Source organism: Lentzea sp. NBRC 102530 (assembly GCF_030269365.1).
GTDB lineage: Bacteria > Actinomycetota > Actinomycetes > Mycobacteriales > Pseudonocardiaceae > Lentzea.
This window is the reverse complement of the sequence record NZ_BSTF01000006.1, coordinates 123,366-145,868: the sequence shown is the minus strand read 5'-3', so window position 1 is coordinate 145,868 and position 22,503 is coordinate 123,366. Positions and strand designations below refer to the sequence as shown.

Annotated in this window: 21 protein-coding genes; 9 read left to right on the top strand and 12 right to left on the bottom strand. The window is 72.0% G+C overall.

Annotated features, from left to right (window positions below):
* Positions 1–93: 93 nt before the first annotated feature.
* On the bottom strand, positions 94–771 hold the full coding sequence (locus QSK25_RS17680) for a DinB family protein (RefSeq protein ID WP_285639582.1): 678 nt from the start codon (positions 769–771) through the stop codon (positions 94–96).
* Positions 772–1,443: 672 nt separating this feature from the next.
* Between QSK25_RS17680 and QSK25_RS17675 the strand changes: the two genes are divergently transcribed.
* Positions 1,444–1,719, top strand: a complete 276-nt coding sequence (locus tag QSK25_RS17675) for a hypothetical protein (RefSeq protein ID WP_285639581.1) — start codon at positions 1,444–1,446, stop codon at positions 1,717–1,719.
* A 99-nt stretch (positions 1,720–1,818) separates the two neighbouring features.
* Positions 1,819–2,412 (top strand): lipocalin family protein, encoded by a 594-nt coding sequence (locus tag QSK25_RS17670; RefSeq protein WP_285639580.1) that lies wholly within the window; start codon positions 1,819–1,821, stop codon positions 2,410–2,412.
* A gap of 21 nt (positions 2,413–2,433) precedes the next feature.
* Here QSK25_RS17670 and QSK25_RS17665 read toward each other — a convergent pair whose 3' ends face one another.
* The gene (locus tag QSK25_RS17665) at positions 2,434–2,595 is read right to left on the bottom strand and encodes a hypothetical protein (RefSeq protein ID WP_285639579.1); all 162 of its coding nucleotides are present in this window, start codon (positions 2,593–2,595) and stop codon (positions 2,434–2,436) included.
* 190 nt (positions 2,596–2,785) lie between these two features.
* Between QSK25_RS17665 and QSK25_RS17660 the strand changes: the two genes are divergently transcribed.
* The gene (locus QSK25_RS17660) at positions 2,786–3,823 is read left to right on the top strand and encodes a zinc-dependent alcohol dehydrogenase family protein (RefSeq protein WP_285639578.1); all 1,038 of its coding nucleotides are present in this window, start codon (positions 2,786–2,788) and stop codon (positions 3,821–3,823) included.
* Positions 3,824–3,893: 70 nt separating this feature from the next.
* Here the strand turns inward: QSK25_RS17660 and QSK25_RS17655 are convergent, their stop codons facing one another.
* Genes QSK25_RS17655 through QSK25_RS17645 form a run of 3 tightly spaced genes read right to left on the bottom strand, consistent with a single transcriptional unit; the run spans position 3,894 to position 5,415 of the window.
* Complete coding sequence (locus tag QSK25_RS17655; RefSeq protein WP_285639577.1) at positions 3,894–4,106, bottom strand: PLDc N-terminal domain-containing protein; 213 nt, start codon at positions 4,104–4,106, stop codon at positions 3,894–3,896.
* A 2-nt stretch (positions 4,107–4,108) separates the two neighbouring features.
* On the bottom strand, positions 4,109–4,699 hold the full coding sequence (locus QSK25_RS17650) for a CBS domain-containing protein (protein WP_285639576.1): 591 nt from the start codon (positions 4,697–4,699) through the stop codon (positions 4,109–4,111).
* A 29-nt stretch (positions 4,700–4,728) separates the two neighbouring features.
* On the bottom strand, positions 4,729–5,415 hold the full coding sequence (locus QSK25_RS17645) for a CBS domain-containing protein (RefSeq protein WP_285639575.1): 687 nt from the start codon (positions 5,413–5,415) through the stop codon (positions 4,729–4,731).
* Positions 5,416–5,602: 187 nt separating this feature from the next.
* Here QSK25_RS17645 and QSK25_RS17640 point away from each other — a divergent pair, with 187 nt between their 5' ends.
* From QSK25_RS17640 to gap, 3 genes are read left to right on the top strand one after another with little or no spacing between them, the layout of a single operon-like run.
* Positions 5,603–6,598 (top strand): Acg family FMN-binding oxidoreductase, encoded by a 996-nt coding sequence (locus QSK25_RS17640; protein WP_285639573.1) that lies wholly within the window; start codon positions 5,603–5,605, stop codon positions 6,596–6,598.
* Positions 6,595–8,841: a phosphoenolpyruvate synthase gene (gene ppsA, locus QSK25_RS17635; RefSeq protein ID WP_285639572.1), complete on the top strand. Its 2,247-nt coding sequence runs from the start codon at positions 6,595–6,597 to the stop codon at positions 8,839–8,841. Before QSK25_RS17640 ends, ppsA begins: the two co-directional genes overlap by 4 nt.
* 27 nt (positions 8,842–8,868) lie before the next feature.
* The gene (gene gap / locus QSK25_RS17630; protein WP_285639571.1) at positions 8,869–9,879 is read left to right on the top strand and encodes a type I glyceraldehyde-3-phosphate dehydrogenase; all 1,011 of its coding nucleotides are present in this window, start codon (positions 8,869–8,871) and stop codon (positions 9,877–9,879) included.
* A 30-nt stretch (positions 9,880–9,909) separates the two neighbouring features.
* Here gap and QSK25_RS17625 read toward each other — a convergent pair whose 3' ends face one another.
* A complete protein-coding gene (locus tag QSK25_RS17625) occupies positions 9,910–10,425 on the bottom strand; it encodes a flavodoxin domain-containing protein (RefSeq protein WP_285639570.1) in 516 nt (171 codons plus the stop codon).
* Positions 10,426–10,548: 123 nt separating this feature from the next.
* Here QSK25_RS17625 and QSK25_RS17620 point away from each other — a divergent pair, with 123 nt between their 5' ends.
* From QSK25_RS17620 to QSK25_RS17610, 3 genes are all read left to right on the top strand, one after another.
* The gene (locus tag QSK25_RS17620) at positions 10,549–11,043 is read left to right on the top strand and encodes a flavodoxin domain-containing protein (RefSeq protein WP_285639569.1); all 495 of its coding nucleotides are present in this window, start codon (positions 10,549–10,551) and stop codon (positions 11,041–11,043) included.
* Between the two features lie 117 nt (positions 11,044–11,160).
* A complete protein-coding gene (locus QSK25_RS17615; protein ID WP_285639568.1) occupies positions 11,161–13,785 on the top strand; it encodes a cation-translocating P-type ATPase in 2,625 nt (874 codons plus the stop codon).
* Positions 13,786–13,787: 2 nt separating this feature from the next.
* Entirely contained in the window at positions 13,788–14,339 is a 552-nt protein-coding gene (locus tag QSK25_RS17610; protein WP_285639565.1) for a DoxX family membrane protein, read from the top strand.
* Positions 14,340–14,395: 56 nt separating this feature from the next.
* Here QSK25_RS17610 and QSK25_RS17605 read toward each other — a convergent pair whose 3' ends face one another.
* From QSK25_RS17605 to QSK25_RS17580, 6 genes are all read right to left on the bottom strand, one after another.
* Positions 14,396–15,307: a universal stress protein gene (locus tag QSK25_RS17605; protein WP_285639564.1), complete on the bottom strand. Its 912-nt coding sequence runs from the start codon at positions 15,305–15,307 to the stop codon at positions 14,396–14,398.
* Positions 15,308–15,312: 5 nt separating this feature from the next.
* Entirely contained in the window at positions 15,313–15,906 is a 594-nt protein-coding gene (locus tag QSK25_RS17600; protein WP_285639563.1) for an Rv1733c family protein, read from the bottom strand.
* A gap of 193 nt (positions 15,907–16,099) precedes the next feature.
* Positions 16,100–16,885, bottom strand: coding sequence for a polyphosphate kinase 2 (gene ppk2 / locus QSK25_RS17595; RefSeq protein WP_285639562.1), 786 nt, complete (start codon positions 16,883–16,885; stop codon positions 16,100–16,102).
* Positions 16,882–19,410 carry a cation-translocating P-type ATPase gene (locus tag QSK25_RS17590; RefSeq protein WP_285639561.1) on the bottom strand — a complete coding sequence of 843 codons (2,529 nt, stop codon included), beginning with the start codon at positions 19,408–19,410 and terminating at the stop codon, positions 16,882–16,884. Before QSK25_RS17590 ends, ppk2 begins: the two co-directional genes overlap by 4 nt.
* Positions 19,391–19,792, bottom strand: coding sequence for a CBS domain-containing protein (locus QSK25_RS17585; RefSeq protein WP_285639559.1), 402 nt, complete (start codon positions 19,790–19,792; stop codon positions 19,391–19,393). The genes QSK25_RS17590 and QSK25_RS17585 overlap by 20 nt, the downstream gene beginning before the upstream one ends.
* Positions 19,793–19,890: 98 nt before the next feature.
* Positions 19,891–22,485 (bottom strand): bifunctional acetate--CoA ligase family protein/GNAT family N-acetyltransferase, encoded by a 2,595-nt coding sequence (locus QSK25_RS17580; RefSeq protein WP_285639557.1) that lies wholly within the window; start codon positions 22,483–22,485, stop codon positions 19,891–19,893.
* Between the last annotated feature and the right edge of the window lie 18 nt (positions 22,486–22,503).

Below are 22,503 nucleotides of genomic sequence, written 5' to 3'. Positions count from 1 at the left end.
AGCAACGGATCGCCGCGACTACCCGGCGCGGGCTGCGGGCTCCGGCTCTCCGCCGCAGATCGAGACCGGCACCTCCGCCGAGATCGGCGGGAACTACTGCCGTTCAGGCACACCTGCCTCAAGTGCCGCCAGGTCACGCACCGCGTACCGGTGGTGCTCGGCTTCTTCCTTCAGCACGACTTTGAGGCAGCGGCGGACGACGTACTCCTGCTGGGGATACATGTCCGCCGGCTTGCGACCGCACACCCGGTCGAGTTCGTCCGCGGTGAGCCCGTCGACGACGCGCCGCATCGTGGCCATCCGGGCGCGCCGCGGCGCCAGCACCTCCTCGAGCGCCGGGGTGGCGTCGAGGGTGAGGCCGAGTTTGCCCGCCTCCTCCGCCGGCGTCCCTCCGGCTGGCAAGCCCAACGGGTGGTAGGGCGTTTCCTCTTCGAGCACGGCGTTGCCGAGCCAGGCATCGCAGGCGAACAGCAGATGCCGTTGCGTCTCTACGAACGACCACTCACCGCCGACCTGCTCGTGCAGAGTGGCCTCGGGCAACTGCCCCGCCCGGTCGAGCGTCGCGTCCCACAGCATCTCGATGGCGTCCCAAGCAGCCCGGTGGTCCTCGGGGGAAACCGCCTCCCGCGCCAGCACCCGGGCGGGGTGCCGGTTGTCGAGCTCGGCTTCGACGTAGGCGGTCACGTCGACGTCGTTGACGACGAGGCGCTCGAAGAAGCCACCGAGGTAGACGTCGCTGCCGTAGCAGTCGACGATCTTCAGGCCACTCACCTCGCAATCGCGGATCTCAAGACCATCGAGGTTGCTCAGGTGGATACGAGCGCCGCGGAATTGGTCGCTCTGGGCGTATTCGGAAGCCATCGAGGCAGTCTCGCTCAGTCATCACGCGCGCGCCAGGTTCGGCAGTGGTCTGCGGCGGGCCGGCCGCGGAAGGTGCGGTGCGGCGTCGAGTCCGTGGCCCTACATCCGCCCGATCGTCCCCGAAACCGCACGCAAAAGGCAGCGGACACGGCGGCGCGCGTCCCCGGTCCACCAACGTTCTCCACCGGACGTCGTCCGTCGACGATCGCCGACGGGTCGCAGACCGGTACGTCAGCGCCGCGCTCGACTGGCCCACGGGCTCGCCCAGCTGTCCTCCGAGCGGCCCCAGTGGCTCGGGGACCAGGAGATCGCGAGGCTCCTGCGGAAGGCGGAGTGCCGCGCGACCGGTCCGCTGATCGAACACCGCGAGGCGCTCGACCGCCTCGCCGCCCTGCTCACCGAGCGGGAGACCCTTGACGGTGCCGCCGTCGGGCGGTGACCTCGCCTGTGCAAGCGCGTTCGGCCGGAGGTCCGCGGGAGGCGGGGCGGGCGGTCCCTGTCACGACGGGACCTTTTGCCCTGGGTCGGCTGGTCCGCGAGACGCAAGGTGTGTGGGTTCGCTCGGACCACAGGAGGAATGCGGTGCAGAACACCCGAGAGAGACGCACGGCCATCGCGATCGCCCAGTACTTCGACAACGTCGTGGACGCGCTGGCCCGTGAAGGCGTCGACGTCGCCCAGGTCGTCCTCGAGCTCACGCCGGCGCGTCCGATGCGCGGCCAGGTGGTCACCGGGCGCGGCCCGGTGCTGCGCTGGCGCGAGGACCTCGGCTGGAGCAACGGCATTCAGACCACGAGCCCCGGCGCGCACCCCGGAGAGGTCGCCGCGCTGCTCGAAGGACCGCCCGGCCGGGCGTGAGCCGGCTCCCGACTCGATCTTGTCGCCTCGCCGTCGTGCAGGCACTCCCCCGCGGCCCTAGCGTGCTGGGCGGAGTGATCAACGGCGAAAGGTGATCTCATGCGCTTCACCGCGGTAGCGGCGACCGTGGCCCTCGGCGTGTGCCTGGTTCCCGCCCCGGCCTCCGCGGCGGAGACCCCGGCCGAGGTGCGGCCGGTCAGTTCGGTCGACCTCGGCCGGTACCAGGGCCGCTGGGTGCAGGTGGCGGCGATCCCCCAGCCGTTCCAGGCGCACTGCGTCCGCAACGACAACGCGGTCTACACGCCGCTGCCGGACGGGCAGGTCAAGGTGGTCAACTCCTGCACTCGCGCGGGCGGCGTGCCGTCCTCGCTGGAGGGCAGGGCGCGCCGGACCGATCCCGCCTCCCCGGCGAAGCTCCAGGTGTCGTTCGCCAGGACGGCGGACGGGTGGAGCTTCGACAAGCCGGGGACCTACTGGGTGATCGGGCTGGACCGCGACTACCGCTGGGCGGTGATCGGCGCGCCCGGCCGCAGGACCGGATTCGTGATCTCGCGCAGCCCCGCACCGTCCCGCAAGGACGTCGCGGGCATGACGAAGGCATTGCTGCGCAACGGCTACGACCTCTGCGAGTTCCGGATCACCGCACAGGACGGCGGTGCGCCGGAGTCCGTTCCGCTCTGCGCCGCCCGGTGACGAAGCGGCCCTCCTGGCCGGTCACGCCCAGGTAGGTCCTCGTCCCACCACGGCTTCCACTCCGGTGAGCTTCCCTTCGTCGACGACCGGGGCACCTCCCCCGCCCGCGCACACGACGACCGTGCCGGCGCCGCCGGCAGCCCGCGGAGTCGACACGGGCGGTTCCTCGATCTCCGTGCTCACGGCGCACTCCTCACTCCGATGTGGACTGTCTCGCGGTGAGCAGCGTGCGCCGGGCGGGGCGCCGATCCCACCTCCCCAGGGCTCGACGGCGGCGGGCACTTGGTCACCGCGCGCGAAGGACCCACGTCTCTGCACTCGCCGCTCGCCCGCGACAAGCCTTGGAGGGCAAGCGACTCAGGAGGAGGTTCCGATGAAGGCGCTGGTCTACGGCGGTCCCGGCAAGCGGGAGTGGAAGGAGGTGCCCAAACCGGCGATCGAGGACCCGGCAGACGCGGTGGTCAGGGTCACCGCGGTCACGATCTGCGGCACCGACCTGCACATCCTCAAGGGCGACGTGCCCGAGGTGGAGCCCGGCCGGATCCTCGGGCACGAGGCCGTCGGCGTGGTCGAGGAGGTCGGCACGTCCGTCACGGGTCTCCGGCCCGGCGATCGCGTGCTGATCTCGTGCATCACGACCTGCGGGCGGTGCTCCTACTGCCGCACCGGCAGCTACGGTCAGTGCCTCGGTGGTGGTGGCTGGATCCTCGGTCACACGGTCGACGGGGTGCAGGCGGAGTACGTGCGCGTGCCGTTCGCCGACGTGTCGACCCACAAGCTGCCGGACGACGTCTCCGACGAGGCGGCGGTCGTGCTCGCGGACATCCTGCCCACGGCCTACGAGGTCGGGGTGCTCAACGGGACGGTGAAGCCCGCGGACACCGTCGTGGTCGTGGGTGCCGGCCCGATCGGGCTGGCGGCGATCCAGACCGCGCAGCTCTACAGCCCGAGCCACGTCGTGGCGGTCGACCTCTCCCCCGGCCGGCTCGACGCCGCCAAGCAGTTCGGGGCCGATGTCACGGTGTCGACCGCGGAGGAGGCCGAACGCGTGGTGCGGGAACTCACCGGAGGGCTCGGCGCGGACGTGGCGATCGAGGCCGTCGGCGTGCCGGAGACGTTCGAGTTGTGCGCCGAGCTGGTACGGCCGGGCGGGCACCTCGCGAACGTCGGCGTGCACGGCAGGCCCGCGACGTTGCACCTGGAGAACCTGTGGATCCGCAACGTCACCATCACCACCGGGCTCGTCGACACGGTGTCGACACCGACGTTGCTGCGCATGGTCGAGTCCGGGCGGATCGACGGCGAGCGGTTCATCACGCACCGGTTCGCGCTCTGGCAGATGGAGGAGGCCTACGAGGTGTTCGAGAACGCGGGCGACAGCGGGGCCCTGAAGGTGGTCCTGCAGGCCTGAGAACGACCTGAGGGCGCCGGGTGGATCCCGGCGCCCTCCGCATGACCACGTTCTCCTCCTGCACGCGTGACTACGTCCTCCTCCCCCAGCGGAAGTAGGCGATCGGCCCGGCGAAGTTCACCAGGATCGCGAGGCTCCACCACAGCTTGCGGCCGCGGACGTACTCCTCCGGCCGCAGGGCCAGGTCGGTCCACGCGGCCCCGGCCATCAGCATCTGCACGACCGCCAGCACGACGAGCGTGCGGCGCCTGCCCTCCGGCAGGTCGCTCCAGCGCCTCGCCACCGTCAGGTCCCTTCCGGTGCGGCGACGTGCACATCGGTCACGCCCGCGACCGACCGCGCCAGCACCTCGGCGACGTGGCGGTCGACGTCGTTGTCCATCTTGTCCACAATGGACACGCTGCCACCGGTGACCTCGACGGACCACCGGTGCGCGTTCCCGACGACGTTCAGCCGGTGCCGGATCTCGGCCTCGACGATCCAGTCCGCGCGGCTGATCGACCTGAGCAGGTCGCGCCGCGTCACGATGCCGACCAGCCGGTCCTCCCGCACCACCGGGACGCTGCGGACGCCGTGCTCCAGCATCAGGTCCGAGACCTCCGCCAGATCGGTGTTCGGCGTGACCGTCCACGGCTTCGTCATCACCTGCTCCACCAGGTCCGCCGGGGCGCGCCTGGGTTGCGGCGGTTCGCCGTGCACCAGGGAGCGCGGGTCTTCGGGCAGCCGGTCGCGCAGCAGCTCCGTCTCGCCCACGACACCGACGAGCACACCGGTGGCGTCGACCACCGGCAGCGCGGTGTAGCCGTGCTCGGCGAGCAACCGGGCGGCGTCGCGCGCCGCCGTTTCCGGTCCGACGACCAGAACCTCGGTCGTCATCACGTCTCGGGTCCTCACGGCGCGTCCCCTCAGCCGAAGATCGTGGTCTGGCGGGTGTGCGTGGTGTCGTTCCATTCAGGACGCAACCTGCTGTGCACGTCCACAACACCCGGCAGCGACCGCACGAGGTGTTCGGCGATCTCGACCTCGCTCTGCCGTTCGAGCTGCCCGTCCATGGTCACGACGCCGTCGAACACCTCGACGTCGACGCTGAACGGGTCCACCCACAGCATCCGGCCGAAGATCTCGTCCCGGATCACGGTCTTCAGCTCCTCGTCCTCGCGGGTGAAGAGCTTGAGCAGGTCGCGCCGGGACAGCACGCCGACGAGCGCGCCGTCGGAGTCGATCACGAACAGCCGGCGCACCCCGGCGGCCGCGAGCTCGCGGGCCGCGACGCTCGCCGCGGTGTCCGGCGAGATGCTCTTCACGGGACTGGTCATCACGTCGCGAGCCGTGACGCCGCCCGCCTGCTCCCAGCGGTGCTTCTCCGCCTTGCCGGCGAAGAGGCCCGGGGGCTCGCTGGTGCCGCCGCGGAACTCCTCCTTGGGCACGAGGTCCGCCTCGGACACCACGCCGACCGGGTAGCCGCCGTCCAGCACCGGGACGGCGCTGATCCCGTTGTCCTCCAACAGTGCTACGAGCTCCTTGAACGAGCTGCCGACGTCCGCGGTGATCACCTCGCGCGTCATCAGCGAGGAGACGGTCGGTTCACGCATGACACCCTCCGGCGATCCGTGGTCCTGGTCGACTCCAGCCTCTCCAGCGCGCGAAGCCGTGCCCACGTGCCAAAGGCCCCGGCGGGCGGGACCCCGGTCCCGTCGCGCCGGGGACCTGGGCCCCTCACCCCGGGCCGGTCGCGCTGCGAGCTTGGAGCACGGGACTTCGACCTGGAGGTGAGCCGGTATGGACCGCGGTCAGCCGGACGAGAACACGGTGCGGGCGGCTCTGGCACTCGCCTGCCGCGCACCGTCGGTGCACAACTCCCAGCCGTGGCGCTGGGAACTCGGCGCGCGCAGCCTGCACCTGTACGCCGACCGCACGCGCGCGTTGCCCGGGGTCGACCCGCTCGGCGCCGACCTCGTCGTGAGCTGCGGTGCCGCGTTGCACCACCTGCGGGTCGGGCTGGCGGCGCTGGGCTGGCGGGCGGTCGTGCACCGGCTGCCCAATCCCGGTGAACCGGACCACCTCGCCGCCGTCGAGTTCGTGGCGCGCGAACCGGGGGAACCGCACGTGGCGCTCGCCGCGGCGATTCCGCGCCGGCGCACGGACCGTCGCGTCTTCTCCTCGTGGAGGGTTCCCGACGAGATCGTCGGGCAGCTCGTGAAGCGTGCCCAGGAGCAAGGCGTCGAAGCCCACGAGGTCACCGGGCGGGCGCGGTCCGAACTGCTCGTGGCGATCGGGAAGGCCGCCGCCGTGCAGGAGGCCGACCCGGCCTACCGGGCCGAGCTGCGCGAGTGGAGCGGCGTCTACCCCGGCGCGTCCGCCGGCGTTCCGGCCGCGAACATCCCGGTGGGGTCCCGGCAGTACGGCGACCTGCGGCTGCGCGAGTTCGCGCCCGGTGAGCTCGCGCAGACCGACCGCGCGCTGATCGCCGAGGACGCGGGTTCGCTGCTGCTGCTCAGCACGTCGTCCGACGACACCCTGTCCCGGCTGCGGGCCGGTGAGGCGACGAGTGCCGTCCTGCTGGAGGCCACCGCCGCGGGACTCGCGTCCTGCCCGCTCAGCCAGCCGCTCGAGGTCGTGGAGACCAGGGACCTGGTGCGCGACCAGGTGCTCGGTGGCTCCACGTGCCCCCAGCTCGTCCTGCGGGTCGGCTGGGGCGCGTTCAACGCCGACCCGCTGCCCGCCACGCCCCGGCGTCCCCTCGTGGACGTCCTCACCCGTCAGGAGCAGCCGTGACCACCTACATCCGTGACTTCACCACACTCCGCAAGGACGACACCGGGATCGCCGGCGGCAAGGGCGCCAACCTCGGTGAGCTGACCAGCGCGGGCCTGCCGGTGCCGCCCGGTTTCGTCGTCACCGCGCAGGCGTTCCTCGCCTCGATGGGCCAGGTCCGCGACGACCTCGCCGCGGAGCTCGCGGTCGCGCTCGACCGCGACACCTCCCCGCAGCGGCTCGAGGAGTCCGCGGAACGCATGCGCGAACTCGTGCGCAAGGCGGGCGTCGCGGACGACGTGCGGCACGCGGTGCTGGAGGCGTACCGGGGTCTCGGCCAGGACGAGTCGGTGGCCGTGCGCTCCTCGGCGACCTCCGAGGACACTGCGGGTTCGTCGTTCGCGGGCATGAACAGCACGTTCACCAACACCCGCGGGGCACGCGCGGTGCTCGACCGGCTGCTGGACTGCTGGGTGTCGTTGTTCGGCACGCGGTCCGTCGCCTACCGGGCGGAGCAGGGCATCACCGATGAACCCGCGATCGCGGTCGTCGTGCAGAAGATGGTCGACTCCGAACGCTCCGGCGTGATGTTCACCGCCGACCCGTCCTCGGGCGACCGGGACAAGCTGCTGGTCGAGGCGTCGTTCGGGCTCGGTGAGGTCGTGGTCAGCGGGCAGGTCGAACCGGACACGTACGTGCTGCGCCGCGACGGGGACGCCGTGTCCCTCGTGGACACCAGGGTGGGCCGCAAGACGCACAAGATCGTGCGCGGCACCAACGGCAACGACGAGCGGATCCAGCTCACGTCCGAGGAGTCGCACGCCCAGGTGCTCACCGAGGCCGAGGCCGTCGCCATCGGGCAACTCGGCGTGCGGGTGCAACGGCACTACGGCGAACCCCAGGACACCGAGTGGGCGATCGCGGACGGCAGGACGTGGCTGGTGCAGTCGCGGCCGATCACCACGCTGCCGGACGAGGAGGTACCGCTCGGCGGGCCCCTGGTCAGCGGTCTCGGCGCCTCCCCCGGCATCGCCTCCGGGCGGGTGCGGGTGCTGAGCTCACCCGACGAGGGGTCCCGGCTGCGCGACGGCGAGGTCCTGGTCGCCGAGATGACCAACCCCGACTGGGTCCCGACCATGCGTCGCGCGTCGGCCGTGGTCACCGACGGCGGCGGCATCACCTGCCACGCCGCGATTGTCGCCCGCGAGCTCCGTGTGCCGTGCGTCGTCGGCACGGGCGCCGCGACCTCCGTGCTGAAGGAGGGCCAGCAGATCACCGTCGACGGCAGCGCGGGCGAGGTGCGTGCCGGAGCCGCGCCGATCACGACCGCCCCCCGCATCGTCGCGCCCGTCATGCCGTCCACCGAGGCGCTCGGTACGCGGGTGTACGTGAACCTGGCGCTACCCGAGCACGCGTCCGAGGTGGCCGCCATGCCCGTCGACGGCGTGGGCCTGCTGCGCGCGGAGTTCATGCTCACCGAGGCGCTCGGCGCCGAACACCCGCGCCGGTTCCTCGCGCGCCGCGGCCCCGACGAGTTCCTGAACGCGATGACGGCCGCCCTGCTCCAGATCACCCACGCGTTCGCGCCGCGTCCGGTCGTCTACCGCACGATGGACTTCCGCACCAACGAGTTCCGCGAGCTCAAGGGCGGCGACGAGTTCGAGAAGCACGAGCACAACCCGATGATCGGCTACCGCGGCTGCTACCGGTACGTCGACGACCCGATGCTGTTCGGCCTGGAACTGCAAGCACTCGCGAGAGTGCGGGAGCAGACGCCGAACCTGCACCTGATGATCCCGTTCGTCCGCACCAAGTGGGAGCTCGACGCCTGCCTCGAGCAGATCGACCGCAGCCCGCTCGGCCGTCAGCGCGGCCTGCACCGCTGGGTGATGGCGGAGGTGCCGTCGGTGGCCTACTGGATCCCCGAGTACGCGCGGTCCGGGATCGACGGGGTCTCCATCGGCAGCAACGACCTCACCCAGCTGATGCTCGGCGTCGACCGCGACTCCGAACTGTGCGCCGACCTCTTCGACGAGGCCGACCCGGCCGTGCTCGACATGATCGGGCGCATCGTCACGGCCGCCGGCGACGCCGGCATCACCTCGTCGCTGTGCGGGCAGGCACCGTCCAACAAGCCGGAGTTCGCCGAGAAGCTCGTCGACCTCGGGATCACCTCGATCTCGGTCAACCCGGACGCCGTCCCGGCGGCCAGGGCCGCGATCGGCTCGGCCGAACGCCGGCTCCTGCTGCGTTCCCGCCACTGACCACTTCCGACAGCACAGGAGGCCACCATGCCGGTTCGCGTTGCCATCAACGGGTTCGGCCGCATCGGGCGGGACGTGCTGCGTGCCGCCGTCGACCGCCACGACACGGCGATCCAGGTCGTCGCCGTCAACGACGTCACCACCCCGGAGACGCTCGCCCACCTCCTCGCGTTCGACTCGACCTACGGGCCGTGGCGCAGGCACGTCACCGCCGACCACGACAAGATCACCGTCGACGAGCACAGCATCCTCGTGACGAGCCACAGCGACCCGAAGGACCTCAACTGGGGTCTGCTCGGCGTGGACATCGTCATCGAGGCCACGGGCCGGTTCCGCACCCGCGAGGAGGCGGGAGTCCACATCGGACGCGGTGCGCGCAAGGTGCTCATCACCGCGCCGGGCAAGGACGTCGACGCCACGATCGTGCTGGGCGTCAACGAGGACACCTACGTCCCGGCCTCGCACCACGTCATCTCGAACGCCTCCTGCACCACGAACTGCGCGGCGCCGATGGCCTCGGTGCTGGACGAGGCGTTCGGGATCGTCGAGGGCCTGATGACCACGATCCACAGCTACACCGGTGACCAGGCGCTGCTCGACCGCCCCCACAAGGACCTGCGCCGTGCGCGGTCGGCGGCGGTGAACATCATCCCGACGTCCACCGGTGCCGCCCGTGCGATCGGGCAGGTGATCCCGTCGCTGAACGGGAAGCTCGACGGTCTCGCGGTGCGGGTGCCGGTCGAGGACGGCTCGCTGACCGACCTCACCGTCCGGCTCGCCGAGCCCGCCACGGTGGGCCAGGTCAACAGGGCCTTCGCCGAGGCGGCCGCGCGCCGGCTCAAGGGGGTCCTGCGTTACACCACGGATCCGGTCGTGTCCCGCGACATCATCGCCGACCCGGCGTCGTGCGTCTTCGACGCCTCGCTCACCAAGGCACAGGGCCACGTGGTGAAGGTGATGGGCTGGTACGACAACGAATGGGGTTACGCCAACCGCACGGTCGACCTCGCCGACCTGGTGGCCCGCACGCTGCCGTGAACGCCGGTCGTGAGCGGGCGCCCGTCCCGCTCACGACTTCTGCGCGGCCAGCACTCCCGCGATGGACGCGCTCCAGCTCTCGATCTCCGCCCAGTCGCGGAAGTCGCCGAACCTGCCGCCGAACAGGCGGAACACCAGCGCACCCGTCTTCCCGAAGCCGGCGGCGCTCACGACGCCCGTGAACAGCCGGTGCTCCACCGGGGTCACGTCGTCGAGCAACTCGGCCAGGACGTCGTTCTCCTCCAGCATCGCCCACCGGCGCAGCGGACCGCGCAACGCGCCCGGCAACCCGACGCTGAACAGCCAGATCGGCTTGCCGCGCAGCGCCTTCCGGTGCCGCCGCAGGAAACCCGCGGCCGCGGGCAGCCACGCCTGCCGGTGCACCGCGCTGCCGACGACGAACGCGTCGAAGTCCTCGACGTCCACCACGTCCTCCACCGAGCGCAGCGTGACCTCGTGCCCGTGCGCCTGCAGCGCGCCCGCGATCCACTCGGCGATCCCCGCGGTCGATCCCGCGGCGCTCGCGTACGCCACCAGAACCCTCATGGCAACCTCCTCCGCCACGATCACGATCCGCCCGTGCGGAGATCATCGCCAGTGACCGGTGTCCCTTCCGCGACAAGCACAAGGTCTCTGTCCGCCGCCCCGGTGGAGGCAGATCGTGGTGGCATGGCCGAAATCCTCGTCGCGTACGCGACCAAGATGACAGGGACCAAGGAGATCGCCGAGGCGATCGGGGCCAGGATCCGCACGGCCTCGCACGAGGTGACGGTGCTCGACGCCGCCGAAGTCCAGACCGTCGCGCCCTACAAGGCCGTCGTGCTCGGCAGCGCCCTCTACGCGGGCCGCTGGCGCCCGGAGGCGGTGAAGCTGTTGAAGCGCAACGCCGACCTGCTCGCGAAGCGCCCGGTGTGGCTCTTCCACAGCGGGCCGCTCGGCCACGAGGTCGCTCCGCAGAACGCACCGAAGAAGGTCCGCGAGCTGGCCGCCCGCATCGGCGCCGACGAACCGAAGACGTTCGGGGGCCGGATCTCACCGCAGACGGCGGTCGGCTTCCTCGCGAAGCGGATGGCCCAGGGCCCGATGGCGGGCGACCACCGCGACTGGGAGGCGATCGACCTCTGGGCGTACGAGATCGCCCAGCAGCTGGTCGCCGCGCGCTGACCGGCCGTCGCACGAGGACAGATCGCCGTTGTGCGGCGCGGCACAGCGACTTCCGGCTCGCCGGCGGAGGTCCGAAGGGCCCTGGGGCCGCCACCACCGACACGTGAGGCTCGAAGCATGACGACATCGACCGTCACCGCGCAGGAGAGCGATCCGCGCGAGCCGCTCGAGCGGCTGTACCGGGACCTCCGGACGAGACCGGCGGGGCTTTCCGGACGCGAGGCCGCGCGACGGCTCGTGGCGAACGGCCCCAACGAGCTCAACCGGCAGCGGCATCGTGACTGGCCGAGGCAGTTGCTGCGGCAGTTCACCCATCCGCTGGCCCTGCTGCTGTGGCTCGCGGCCGGGTTCGCGTTCCTCGCGGGGACCGCGGTGCTCGGCCTCGCGATCGTCGCGGTGGTCGTGCTCAACGCGGCACTCGCGTTCGTCCAGGAACAGCAGGCGGAGAAGGCCGTCGAGGCGCTGGCCGCGTACCTGCCCGCCCACGCGTCGGTGGTGCGCGACGGAGTGCGGACCTCGGTGCCCGTGCGGGAACTCGTGCCCGGCGACGTCCTGGTCGTCGAGGAGGGCGACCGGGTCCCGGCGGACGCGCGGCTGATCGAGGGTGGGGTCGAGGTCGATCTCTCCACGTTGAACGGGGAGTCGTTGCCCGCCTTCCGGTCCGCGGACCTCACCGACGTGGACGGTCCGTTGCTCGACGCACGGGACCTGCTGTTCAGCGGCACGAGCTGCACCGGCGGCGAGGGACGCGCGGTCGTCTTCGCGACCGGCATGCGCACCGAACTGGGCCGGATCGCCGCGCTGTCGCAGCGGGTCGGCCGGGACGAAAGTCCCCTGGAACGTCAGGTGAAACGGGTCGCGTGGCTGATCGCGGCCGTCGCTGTCGGAGCGGGTGCGGCGTTCCTGCCGATCGGGGTCTTCGTCGCCGGGCTACCGCTCGCCGACTCGTTCAACTTCGCGATCGGCCTGCTCGTCGCGAACGTGCCGGAAGGCCTGCTGCCCACGATCACCCTCGCACTGGCAGTCGGCGTGCGGGCACTGGCCCGCGGCGGAGCGGTGGTGAAACGGCTCTCCGCCGTCGAGACGCTCGGCTCCACCACCGTGATCTGCACCGACAAGACCGGCACGCTGACCCAGAACCGCATGCGCGTCACCGACGTCTGGCCGGTGGGCGACCCCCTCGCCCTGGCGCGCTCGACGGCCGCGTGCACGAACGCCGACCTCGACGCCGGCACCGGCGACCCCACCGAACTCGCGTTGCTGCACGCGGCTCGCGCAGCAGGTGCCGACGTGGACGCGGGGCGACGCGACGGTGCGAGGCTCCGCCAGTTCCACTTCGACCCCGCCCTCCGAATGATGTCCACAGTGGACCGCGAGGGCGACCGGATCGTGGTCAACGTGAAGGGAGCACCCGAGGAGGTGCTCGCCAGGACGATCGGGGCCGACCGGGAGGAGATCGACCGGGTCGTCTCCGGCTTCGCCCGGCGGGGGCTGCGGCTGCTCGCCGTCGCCCGCCGGGTGTGCGACACCGTTCCCGAACGACGCGAGGACGCCGAACGCGACCTCGAACTGCTGGGCGTGGTGGCGATGTTCGACCCGCCGCGGCCCGAGGTCGCGGACGCCGTCGCCCGGTGCCACACCGCGGGCATCCGGCTGATCGTCGTCACCGGCGACCACGGCCTCACCGCGCGGGAGATCGCCCGCCAGGTGGGCATCGCCCGCGACGACACCAGGGTGATCACCGGCGCCGAGCTGGAGGAGATGACCGAGGCCCAGCTGGACGACCTGCTGCGCGGCGACGAAGAACTGATCTTCGCGCGCAGCTCGCCCGAGGTGAAGCTGCGGGTGGCCGACGCGCTGCGCGCCCAGGGCAACGTCGTGGCGATGACCGGCGACGGCGTGAACGACGCACCCGCGTTGCGCAGGGCCGACATCGGCGTCGCCATGGGACTCGCCGGCACCGACGTCGCACGCGAGGCCTCGACGATGGTGCTCACCGACGACAACTTCGCGACCGTGGTGACCGCGGTGCAGGCAGGCCGGCGGGTCTACGACAACGTCCGCAAGTTCATCCTCTACATCTTCGCCCACGCCACGCCGGAAGTCGTGCCGTTCCTGCTGTTCGCGCTGTCCGGTGGCGCGATCCCGTTGCCGCTCACGGTGTTGCAGATCCTCGCGATCGACCTCGGTACCGAGACGCTGCCGGCGCTCGCGCTCGGACGCGAGCCCGCGGAGCCCGGGATCATGGACCGGCCGCCGCGCCGGCGGGGTGACGGCGTCATCGACCGCCGCGTGCTGTGGCGGGCGTGGGGACTGCTGGGCGGGGTGTCCGCCGTGCTGGTCCTCGGCGGGTTCTTCCTGACCCTGCTGGCCGGTGGGTGGCACCCCGGCGACCCGGTCGGCGCGGGAACACCCCTGCACCCCGTGTGGGTGCAGGCGACCACCATGTCGTTCCTCGGCATCGTGGCCTGCCAGATCGGGACGGCCTTCGCGTCCCGCACCCAGTACGCGTCGCTGCGGTCGATCGGCGTGTTCAGCAACCGGTTGTTGTTGTGGGGCATCGTCTTCGAGGTCGTCTTCGCGGCCGCGGTCGTGACCCTGCCGCCGTTGCAGGAGGTCTTCGGCACCGCCGTGCCGCCCGCCGCGCACCTGGCCGTGCTCGCGGCCTTCCCCTTGATCGTGTGGGGCGCCGACGAACTGTGGCGCGCCGCTGCTCGCAAGCAGAAAACCTTCGGGAGGTAATCATGTCCGCTGTTCACGCCCCTGCCCGCACCCGCACGGAGGTGGGTGCCACGTCCCTCGCGGTGCTGCGCATCGTCACGGGTCTGCTGTTCCTCTGGGCCTTCTTCGACAAGGCCTTCGGCCTGGGCTACGCCACGCAGGCCAAGAACGCCTGGTTCTCGGGTGGCTCACCCACCAAGGGCTTCCTCGGCCGTGTCGACGTCGGACCGTTCCAGGACACGTTCCAGGCCTGGGCGGGCGCCTGGTGGGCCGACACGCTGTTCATGATCGGACTGCTCGCGGTCGGGCTGGCGCTGCTCCTCGGCATCGGCCTGCGGATCGCCGCCGCGTCCGGCGCGGTCATGATGCTGCTGATGTGGGCCGCCGAATGGCCGCCCGCGCAGCACGACTCGGCCGGTGAGGCCACCATGTCGACCAACCCGGTCATCGACTACCACGTCGTCTACGCGGTGGTCCTGGTCGTGCTGGCGGCGACCGCCTCCGGCGCCGTCTGGGGCCTCGCCCGCTGGTGGGCCGCCCTGCCGCTGGTGCAGTCGAACCCCTGGCTGCGGTGACGGCCACGACAGAGGGCGCCGCGATCGCGGCGCCCTCTTCGCACGTCCGGACCAGCTCACCCGTCGTGCCGGGCTCCCTCCACCTGCTCGGCCAGCGTGGGCCGCACCAGCAGCACCGGGCACGGCGCGTGGTGCAGGACGGCCTGGCTGGTCGACCCCAGCAGCGTCGCCCGCAGGCCACCGGTACCGCGCGAGCCGACCACGAGCAGCGCCGCGCCCCTGGCGAAGTCCAGCAGCCGGCCCGCCGCCGATCCGTGCACGACGTGGCGTTCGACGAGCACCGAGGGGTGCCGGTCCGCGCACGACTCCAGGCGCTGCCGCACGACGGCGTCCCTGGTCACGTCGAGTGACCGCCACCCCACGCCCACGGCCTCGGCGAGGCGGGCGTGGCGCAGCGGCAGGTGCCAGGCGTGCACGGCGACGAGCGAGGTGCCCCGCACCTCGGCCTCCGCGAACGCCCTGTCGACCACGTGCCAGTTCTGCGGCGATCCGTTGACGCCGACGACGACCGGCCCGTCGGGAACGGGATCGGTTCCACGCACGACCACGACAGGGCACATCGCGTGGCACGACAACGCCACCGCGACCGAACCCAGCAGCAGCCCGGTGAACCCGCCGAGCCCTCGTGAACCCACGACGACGAGGGCGGCGGACGCCGACTCCTGCTCCAGCAGCCACGCCGCCGTGCCCACCTCGACCCGCACCTCGACCTCGACGTCCGGCGCGATCCCGTTCGCCTCCGTGACGGCCTTGCGCACCCACGTCATCGCCTCGTCGTGCAGCGCGGCACGCACCATGCCCGTCAGGTCGAGCGCGCCGGCGGGCAACGGCATCTCGGCGTGCACGAGGCGCAGCACGGCGCCCCTCCGCGCGGCTTCCGCGGCTGCCCAGGTCACGGCCCGCAGCGCGGAGTCGGACCCGTCCAGTCCGACCACGACCACGTTCGAATGCCCGATCGGCACGGACATCTCCGTCACCTTCCCGTCCACTCCGGGGCGACGCGGCGCCATTCGGCCGCCCATCGCCGAGCACGAACCCGCCTGTGCGTCCAGCTCGTCACCAGGTGCAGCAGGGCCATCGCACCGGTCACCGCGGCCCACAGCAGCAGTCCGAGGATCACGGCGTTGATACCCGCGCCCTCGGCGGTGAGCGGAGCGGTGGACACACCACCGTTCTCGTCGACCCAGATCGGCACCTTCGAGCCCGCGGGTGCGTCGAAGCGCGCCTGCACCGCGCCCTCGCGGGCGCTCCCGTCCGGCAGCCGCCACCGGGCGCGGGCCCACGTCGTCTCCACCACACCCCCGCGCTCTCCGGGGCCGATCACGGGCGGTGCGTCCTCGACCAGGAAGGCGTCCACCTGATGCCTGCCGGCCTGCTCGACGGCCACCCTGGTCCGGTCCGTCGCGTACACCTCGGACCCCACCGCGCCCGCGACGGGCACGGCGAGCAGCGACACGGCGAGGCCGAAGGCCAGCACCGCGCCCTCGACCCGGTCGCCCGCCGTGGCGAGCTCGTTGCGGTGCGGAAAGGCCTGACGAGCGAGTCTGATCAGCGGTTTCGCGGGCATGGTTCCCACCTCCGCCACCAAGGTTTCCGTCTCCCGGCGACGGTCCCCAGGGACCAACGTCTCGACGCGGATGAGCCCGTGGGCTCGCCCGGATCGAGGTCTCCGTGCGGTGTTCGCCGACGACGGCCGGCAGGAGTCCGAGAAGAACTCCGAAGCCGGGAAGAACCCATGACCACGCCGCTGACCGCACAGGTCAGGCGCGGAGTCCTGCGGCGTGGTCCGGCACCTCGTGCTGGAGCGCGCGGTCGGTGCGCCGGTAGCCCGTCGACCGCGGGCGTTCGGGGAGCGTGATCTCCGGTGCGGACACCTCGTGGTGGTCGATCGTGCCGAGCAGGTGCGCGATCATGTTGATCCTGGCCCGCCGCTTGTCATCGCCTTCGACGCTGTACCAGGGGGATTCGGCGATGTCGGTGTGGACCATCATCTCGTCCTTGGCGCGGGAGTAGTCCTCCCAGCGGGTCAGGGACTCGAGGTCCATCGGCGAGAGCTTCCAGCGTTTCAACGGGTCCGTGAGCCGCTTGCGGAAGCGTCGCTCCTGCTCGTCGTCGCTGACCGAGAACCAGTACTTGCGCAGCAGGACGCCGTCCTCGACGAGCATCCGCTCGAACACGGGGCACTGCCGGAGGAACACCCGGTGCTCCTCCGGCGTGCAGTAGCCCATCACGTGCTCGACGCCGGCGCGGTTGTACCAGCTGCGGTCCAGCAGCACGATCTCCCCCGCCGACGGCAGGTGCTCCACGTAGCGCTGGAAGTACCACTGGGTCCGCTCGCGCGGGCTCGGCGCCGGCAGGGCCACGATCCGGGCCACGCGCGGGTTGAGGTGCTCGGTGATCCGCTTGATCGCCGAGCCCTTGCCCGCGGCGTCGCGGCCCTCGAACACCACCACCAGCCGGGCACCGGACTCGCGCACCCACTCCTGCAGTTTCACGAGTTCGGTCTGCAGCCGGAGCAGCTCGCGTTCGTACAGCTCCCGCTTCACGGGTTGCCCCTCATCCTGCGGTGCCGCCACTTGTCCAGCTCCACCAGGACGTAGGAGGCCGCGCTCAGCACGACCACCACGAGCCACGGCCGCCAGCCGAGCGGGGCGGTGTGGAACAGCGAGTTCATCACGGGCGCGTAGGTCAGCAGCAGTTGCAGGCCCACGGTCAGCGCCACGCCCACGAGCAGCCACCTGTTCGGTCCGGTGCGCGGCCGGAGCCGTTCCAGCGACCGGCAGTTGGCGAGGTAGGCGATCTGGGCGCCGACGAACACGTTGACCGCGACCGTGCGCGCCACCTCCAGCGTCGCGCCGTCCGCGAGCTGCCAGCGGAACGCGCCGAACGAGCACGCCAGCAGCACCGCCGACACGAACAGGATCCGGCCGACCAGGCTGCGGGTGAGCAACGGCAGCGAAGGCGGCAGCGGTGGCCGCTCCATCACACCGGGTTCGCGCGGTTCGAACGCCAGCGTCAGTCCCAACGCGACCGCCGTGGTCATGTTGATCCACAGGATCTGCACCGGCAGGATCGGCAGTGCCGCGCCGAGCAGGACCGCCGTGAGGATCACCAGGCCCTCGGCCATGTTGGTGGGCAACGTCCAGATGATGAACTTGCGCAGGTTGTCGAAGACCGCGCGCCCTTCCTCGACCGCGGCGCGGATCGAGGCGAAGTTGTCGTCGGTCAGCACCATGTCGGCCGCCTGCTTCGCGACCTCGGTGCCGCCGCGGCCCATCGCCACACCGATGTCGGCACGGCGCAGTGCCGGGGCGTCGTTCACCCCGTCGCCGGTCATGGCGACGACCTCGCCGGCCTCCTGGTACCTCGTGACGAGCCTCAGCTTCTCCTCCGGGGCCACGCGGGCGTGCACGTCGGAGATGCCGAACTCGGCGGCGATCGCCCGTGCGGTGGACGGGTGGTCGCCAGTGATCATCTTGACCTCGACGCCCGCCGCCTGGCAGGCCCGCACCGCCTCGATCGCCTCGGGCCGGGCGGGGTCGTGCATCGCCACGAGGCCGAGCAGCTCCACCCTGCCGCGCAGTCCCTCCTCGGTGAGTTCTCCGCCGGTCGCACGGCCGATCGCGAGCACCCTCAGCCCGGCGGCGGCGAGGTCCTCCGCCAGGTGTCCGTGTGCCAGCCCGGCGAGGTCGTCCAGGCGTTCGGCGGCACCCTTCACGTAGATCACGCCGTTCGCGTGCCGGGTGGCCATGAACATCCGCTCCGAGCTGAACGGCAGGACGTCGGTGCGCGAGGACACGTCCTGTTCGCCGAGGCCGGCCTTGCGCGCGGCGACCACCAGCGCGGCCTCGGTCGGATCCCCGACGGGCACCCACGTCCCGTCCTGCTCGACGACCCGCGCGTCGTTGCACGCCAGCGCGGCGAGCAGGCACTCGCGCAGAGCGGGACTCACACCGGGGCTGAACGAACCCTCCGGCGCGTACCCGATCCCGGACACCTCGTACCGCGTGCCCGCCGCCAGCACCACGTTGACCGTCATCGCGTTCGCGGTCAGCGTGCCGGTCTTGTCGGTGCAGATCACCGTGGTGCTGCCGAGCGTCTCGACGGCGGGCAGCCGCCGGATGATGGCGTTGCGGCGGGCCATCCGCGCGACTCCGATCGCGAGCGTGACCGTGACGGCGGCGGGAAGTCCTTCGGGGATCGCGCCGACCGCGAGCGCCACGGCGGCGGTGACCATGTCCGCGAACGGCTCGCCGCGCAGGACGCCGACCACGACGCTGAACACGGCGAGGCCGAGGATGACGACCGTCAGCACCTGGCTGAAGTGCGCGAGCTTGCGGGTCAACGGCGTCTGCACGGTCCGGGTCGACCCGACCAGCCGGTGCACCCGGCCGATCTCGGTCTCGCCGGCCGTGCCCACCACGACCCCGCGCCCGCTGCCGGACGTCACCAGCGTGCCGGAGTAGGCCATGTTCGCGCGGTCCGCCAGCGCCGTCTCCGGTGGCAGCACGAGCGGATTCTTGTCCGACGGCACCGACTCGCCGGTCAGCGCCGACTCGTCGACGCGCAGCTCGCGGGCGCCGACGAGGCGCAGGTCCGCGCCCACCTGGTCGCCCGCCTCCAGCAGCACGACATCGCCGGGCACGAGGTCTCCCGACGGCACCCGCGCCGACACGCCGTCGCGGACCACGGTCACCTCGGTCCGCACCATCGCCACCAGCGCGTCCAACGCCTTCTCCGCGCGGGCCTCCTGGACGAAGCCGACGACCGCGTTGATCACGACCACGCCGAACACCACGGAGGCGTCCACGACCTCGCCGAGCGCCGCGGTGATCGTGGCCGCGACGAGCAGGACGTAGATGAGCGGGTGGTGCAGCTGCAGGAGCAACCGCACCGCCCAGCTCCGCCCCGGCCTCGGGGGCAGCTCGTTCGGCCCGACCTCGGCGAGGCGGTGGCGCCACTGCTCCGTCGTCAGACCGGCATGCTGATCCGTCTCGGCGAGCACCAGGACCTCGGGCACCGGCAGGCCGTGGTGCGCGACCCCGGCGCGCTCAGCCGCGGTGACCGGCACGACCGACTCGCAGGTGGGGGTCGTCGTGGCTGAGGGCGTGCAGCACGTCCTCCCTGGTGACCACGCCGAGCAGGCGGCCGTCGTCGAGCACCGGCACGGAGGTCACCTCGTAGAGGTCCATCGCGGTGAAGAGCGTGTCGGCGTCCATCCCGGGCCCCGCGGTCAGCCGGGGCTGCGACACGGCCTGCTGGACCCGGGGACTCACGTACCGTGCGGCGGCCTCGGCGCAGGCGGGCTTTGTCACCACGCCGCGGAAGCCGGATCCGTCGACGACCGGCAACACCGTGAGGCCGTGGTCGTCCATCAGGCCCTCCGCGTACCGCGCGTAGTCGAGCGGGCCGACGGTCACCGCTGTGCGCGTCACCACGTCGCCCGCCTTCACCGGGTCACCTCCGCGAGTTCCCGGTCCGTCACGGGAGCGGTCTCCGGAACGGCCGGCACCGAGGTCGTGCTCATGGATCTTCCCTCCGTGTTCAGGGGTCAGGGTGTGGTGAGCTGGCGCAGGAACGGGTCCGGTCGCCTGGCCTGAGCGACCCGCACCCTCGCGTCGACGACGAGGCAGCCCTCATCGGTCACGACGAGCGGGTTGATGTCGAGCTCCACGACCTCGGGCAACGCCGCGGCCAGTTCGGCGACGCGCGCCAGCACGTCGCGCACCGCGGCCGCGTCGGTCTCGGCGAGCACCTTGCCCGCCGCGCGGAACCCGTGGACCAGGGCGTCGGCGTCCGCTGTGGACAGTGGCGCGAGGGCGGCGGCGCGGTCGTCGACCACGTCGGTGTCCACCCCGCCGAGACCGGTCACGAGCAGCGGGCCGAACTTCTCGTCGGACGCGACGCCGACCAGCAATTCCCTGCCACCGGACGCCATCGGCTGCACGAACACCCCGCGCAACCGGTCACCGAAGCGCTCCTGGAACCCGCGGAACGCCTCGGCCACCGCGCCCCCGTCCGCGACGCCGAGCACGACACCACCTCCCCTGCTCTTGTGCAGCAGGTCGTCGGCCAGCGCCTTCAGGGCGACGGGTGCCCCGTGGGCCTGTTGGGCGGCGACGGCGTGCTCTGCGGTGGTGACGAGGGTTCCGCCGAGGACGGGCAGGCCGAACGCCTTGAGCAGGCGCACCACCTCGTCCGGCGGCAGCCAGCCCTCGGCGTTGCGCGCCACCACGCCCTCGGCCGTCTCCAGGTCGACCCCGCCGAGATCGGCGAACTCCCTCGGCCGCGCGAGCCACTCGGCGCGTTCGGCCAGCCTCGCCAGCACCGCCGCCGCCCTGGCCGGTTCCGCGTAGCAGGGCACGCCGTCCGGCAGGCGCTCGGTCTGCCCGGTGCGCACGGCGAGCACGGGTTTGCCCAGGACGCCGTGCACTCCGCCGGTGGGGTCGCCGAGCGCGGTCGGCACGGTCACGGTGATGACGGCGTCGACCGCCGGGTCCGCACCGATCAGGTCCAGGCACCGGGCGAACGCCTCCTCGCCGAGCACCGCCGTCGTGTCGACGGGGTTGCGCACGCTGGCCGCGGCCGGCAGGAGTTCGCGCAACGCCTTCACGGTCGCGTCGGACAGCTCGGCCACGCGCAGGCCCTCGCGCACGCAGGCGTCCGCCGCCAGCACGCCCAGGCCGCCCGCGTTGCTCAGCACGGCCACCGACCGGCCTCCGGGAACGGGTTGCAGGCTCAGCGCCATCACCGCGTCCACGAGACCGGGCACGCCGTCGACGGCGATCACGCCCGCCTGCCGGAACAACGCGTCCCTGGTCACCGAAGGCGTCGCGGTCGCGGCGGTGTGCGAGGCCGCGGCGCGTTGCCCCGCCTCGCTGCTCGCGGACCGGATCGCGAGCACCGGCTTGCGGCCGGCGATCTCGCGCGCCAGCCGGGCGAACTTGCGCGGGTTGCCGAACGACTCGAGGTACAGCGCGATGATCCGGGTCTCCGCGTCCTGCCCCCACCACATCAGCAGGTCGTTGCTGCTGATGTCGAGCTTGTCGCCGGTGGAGACGAGGTTCGACAGGCCGAGGCCCAGGCGCCGCAGCTCCTCCTGCACGGCGATCGCGACGCCGCCGGACTGGGTGACCAGGCCGACGTGGCCCGGGAGCGCGGCCTCGGCGGTGAACGTCGCGTTCATCCGCACGCCGGGAGAGGTGGTCGCGACGCCGAGGCAGTTCGGCCCGACGAGCCGCATCCCATGTGCACGAACGGGTTTCATCAGTTCATCGGCGTCCACATCGGACGAGATGACGACCAGAGCACGCACCCCGCGGCGCCCGCACTCATCGGCGACCGCGGGCACCGCCTTCGCCGGGACGCACAGCACGGCGAGTTCCGGTGCCTCAGGCAGTTGCGCGACCGACGGGTGGCAGTCGACCTTCGCGACGGAGCGGGCGTGCGGGTTGACCGCGTACAGGTCACCGGTGAAGCCGCCCTCGACCAGGTTGCGCAGCACGGCGTGTCCCACCGAGTCCGGCGACCGGCCGGCGCCCACCACGGCGATCGAACCGGGCCGCAGCACGTGCGCGAGGCTGGCGACCTCGCCGACCTGTTCCCGTTTCGCCACCGCGTCGAGGTAGCGCTCGCCGGGTGCGAGCCCCAGGTCCACGTGGACCACGTCGCCGTCGGACACGACCGTCCACACCAGACCCATGTCGGTGAAGACGCGCAGCATCCGGAAGTTGATGGCGAGCACCTCCGCCGTGAACCGGCTCAGGCCGCGCCGGCGTGCCAGCGAGACGAGGTGTTCGAGCAGGAGCGTGCCGACCCCGTGGGCCTGTTCGGCGTGCGAGACGACCAGCGCGACCTCCGCACGGTCGGACTCCCCGGTGACGACGTAGCTGGCGGCACCGAGAAGCCTGCCGCCGCGCAGCGCCCCCACCACGACGTGGTGCGGTTCGTCCGGGGACACCATCCGCTGCACGAAGTCCTCGAGCTGCCGCGGCGAGGTGCTGAAGAACCTCAGGTACCGGTCCTCGGTCGGCAGCGAGCGGTGCAGGTCCAGCAACGCCACGACGTCGCCCGGTCCCAGCTCGCGCACCTCGACGACCGTGCCGTCGGGCAGGAGTGCCTGCGCCGGTGCCAGTTGCAGATCCATGTCGGTCCTCTCACAGCG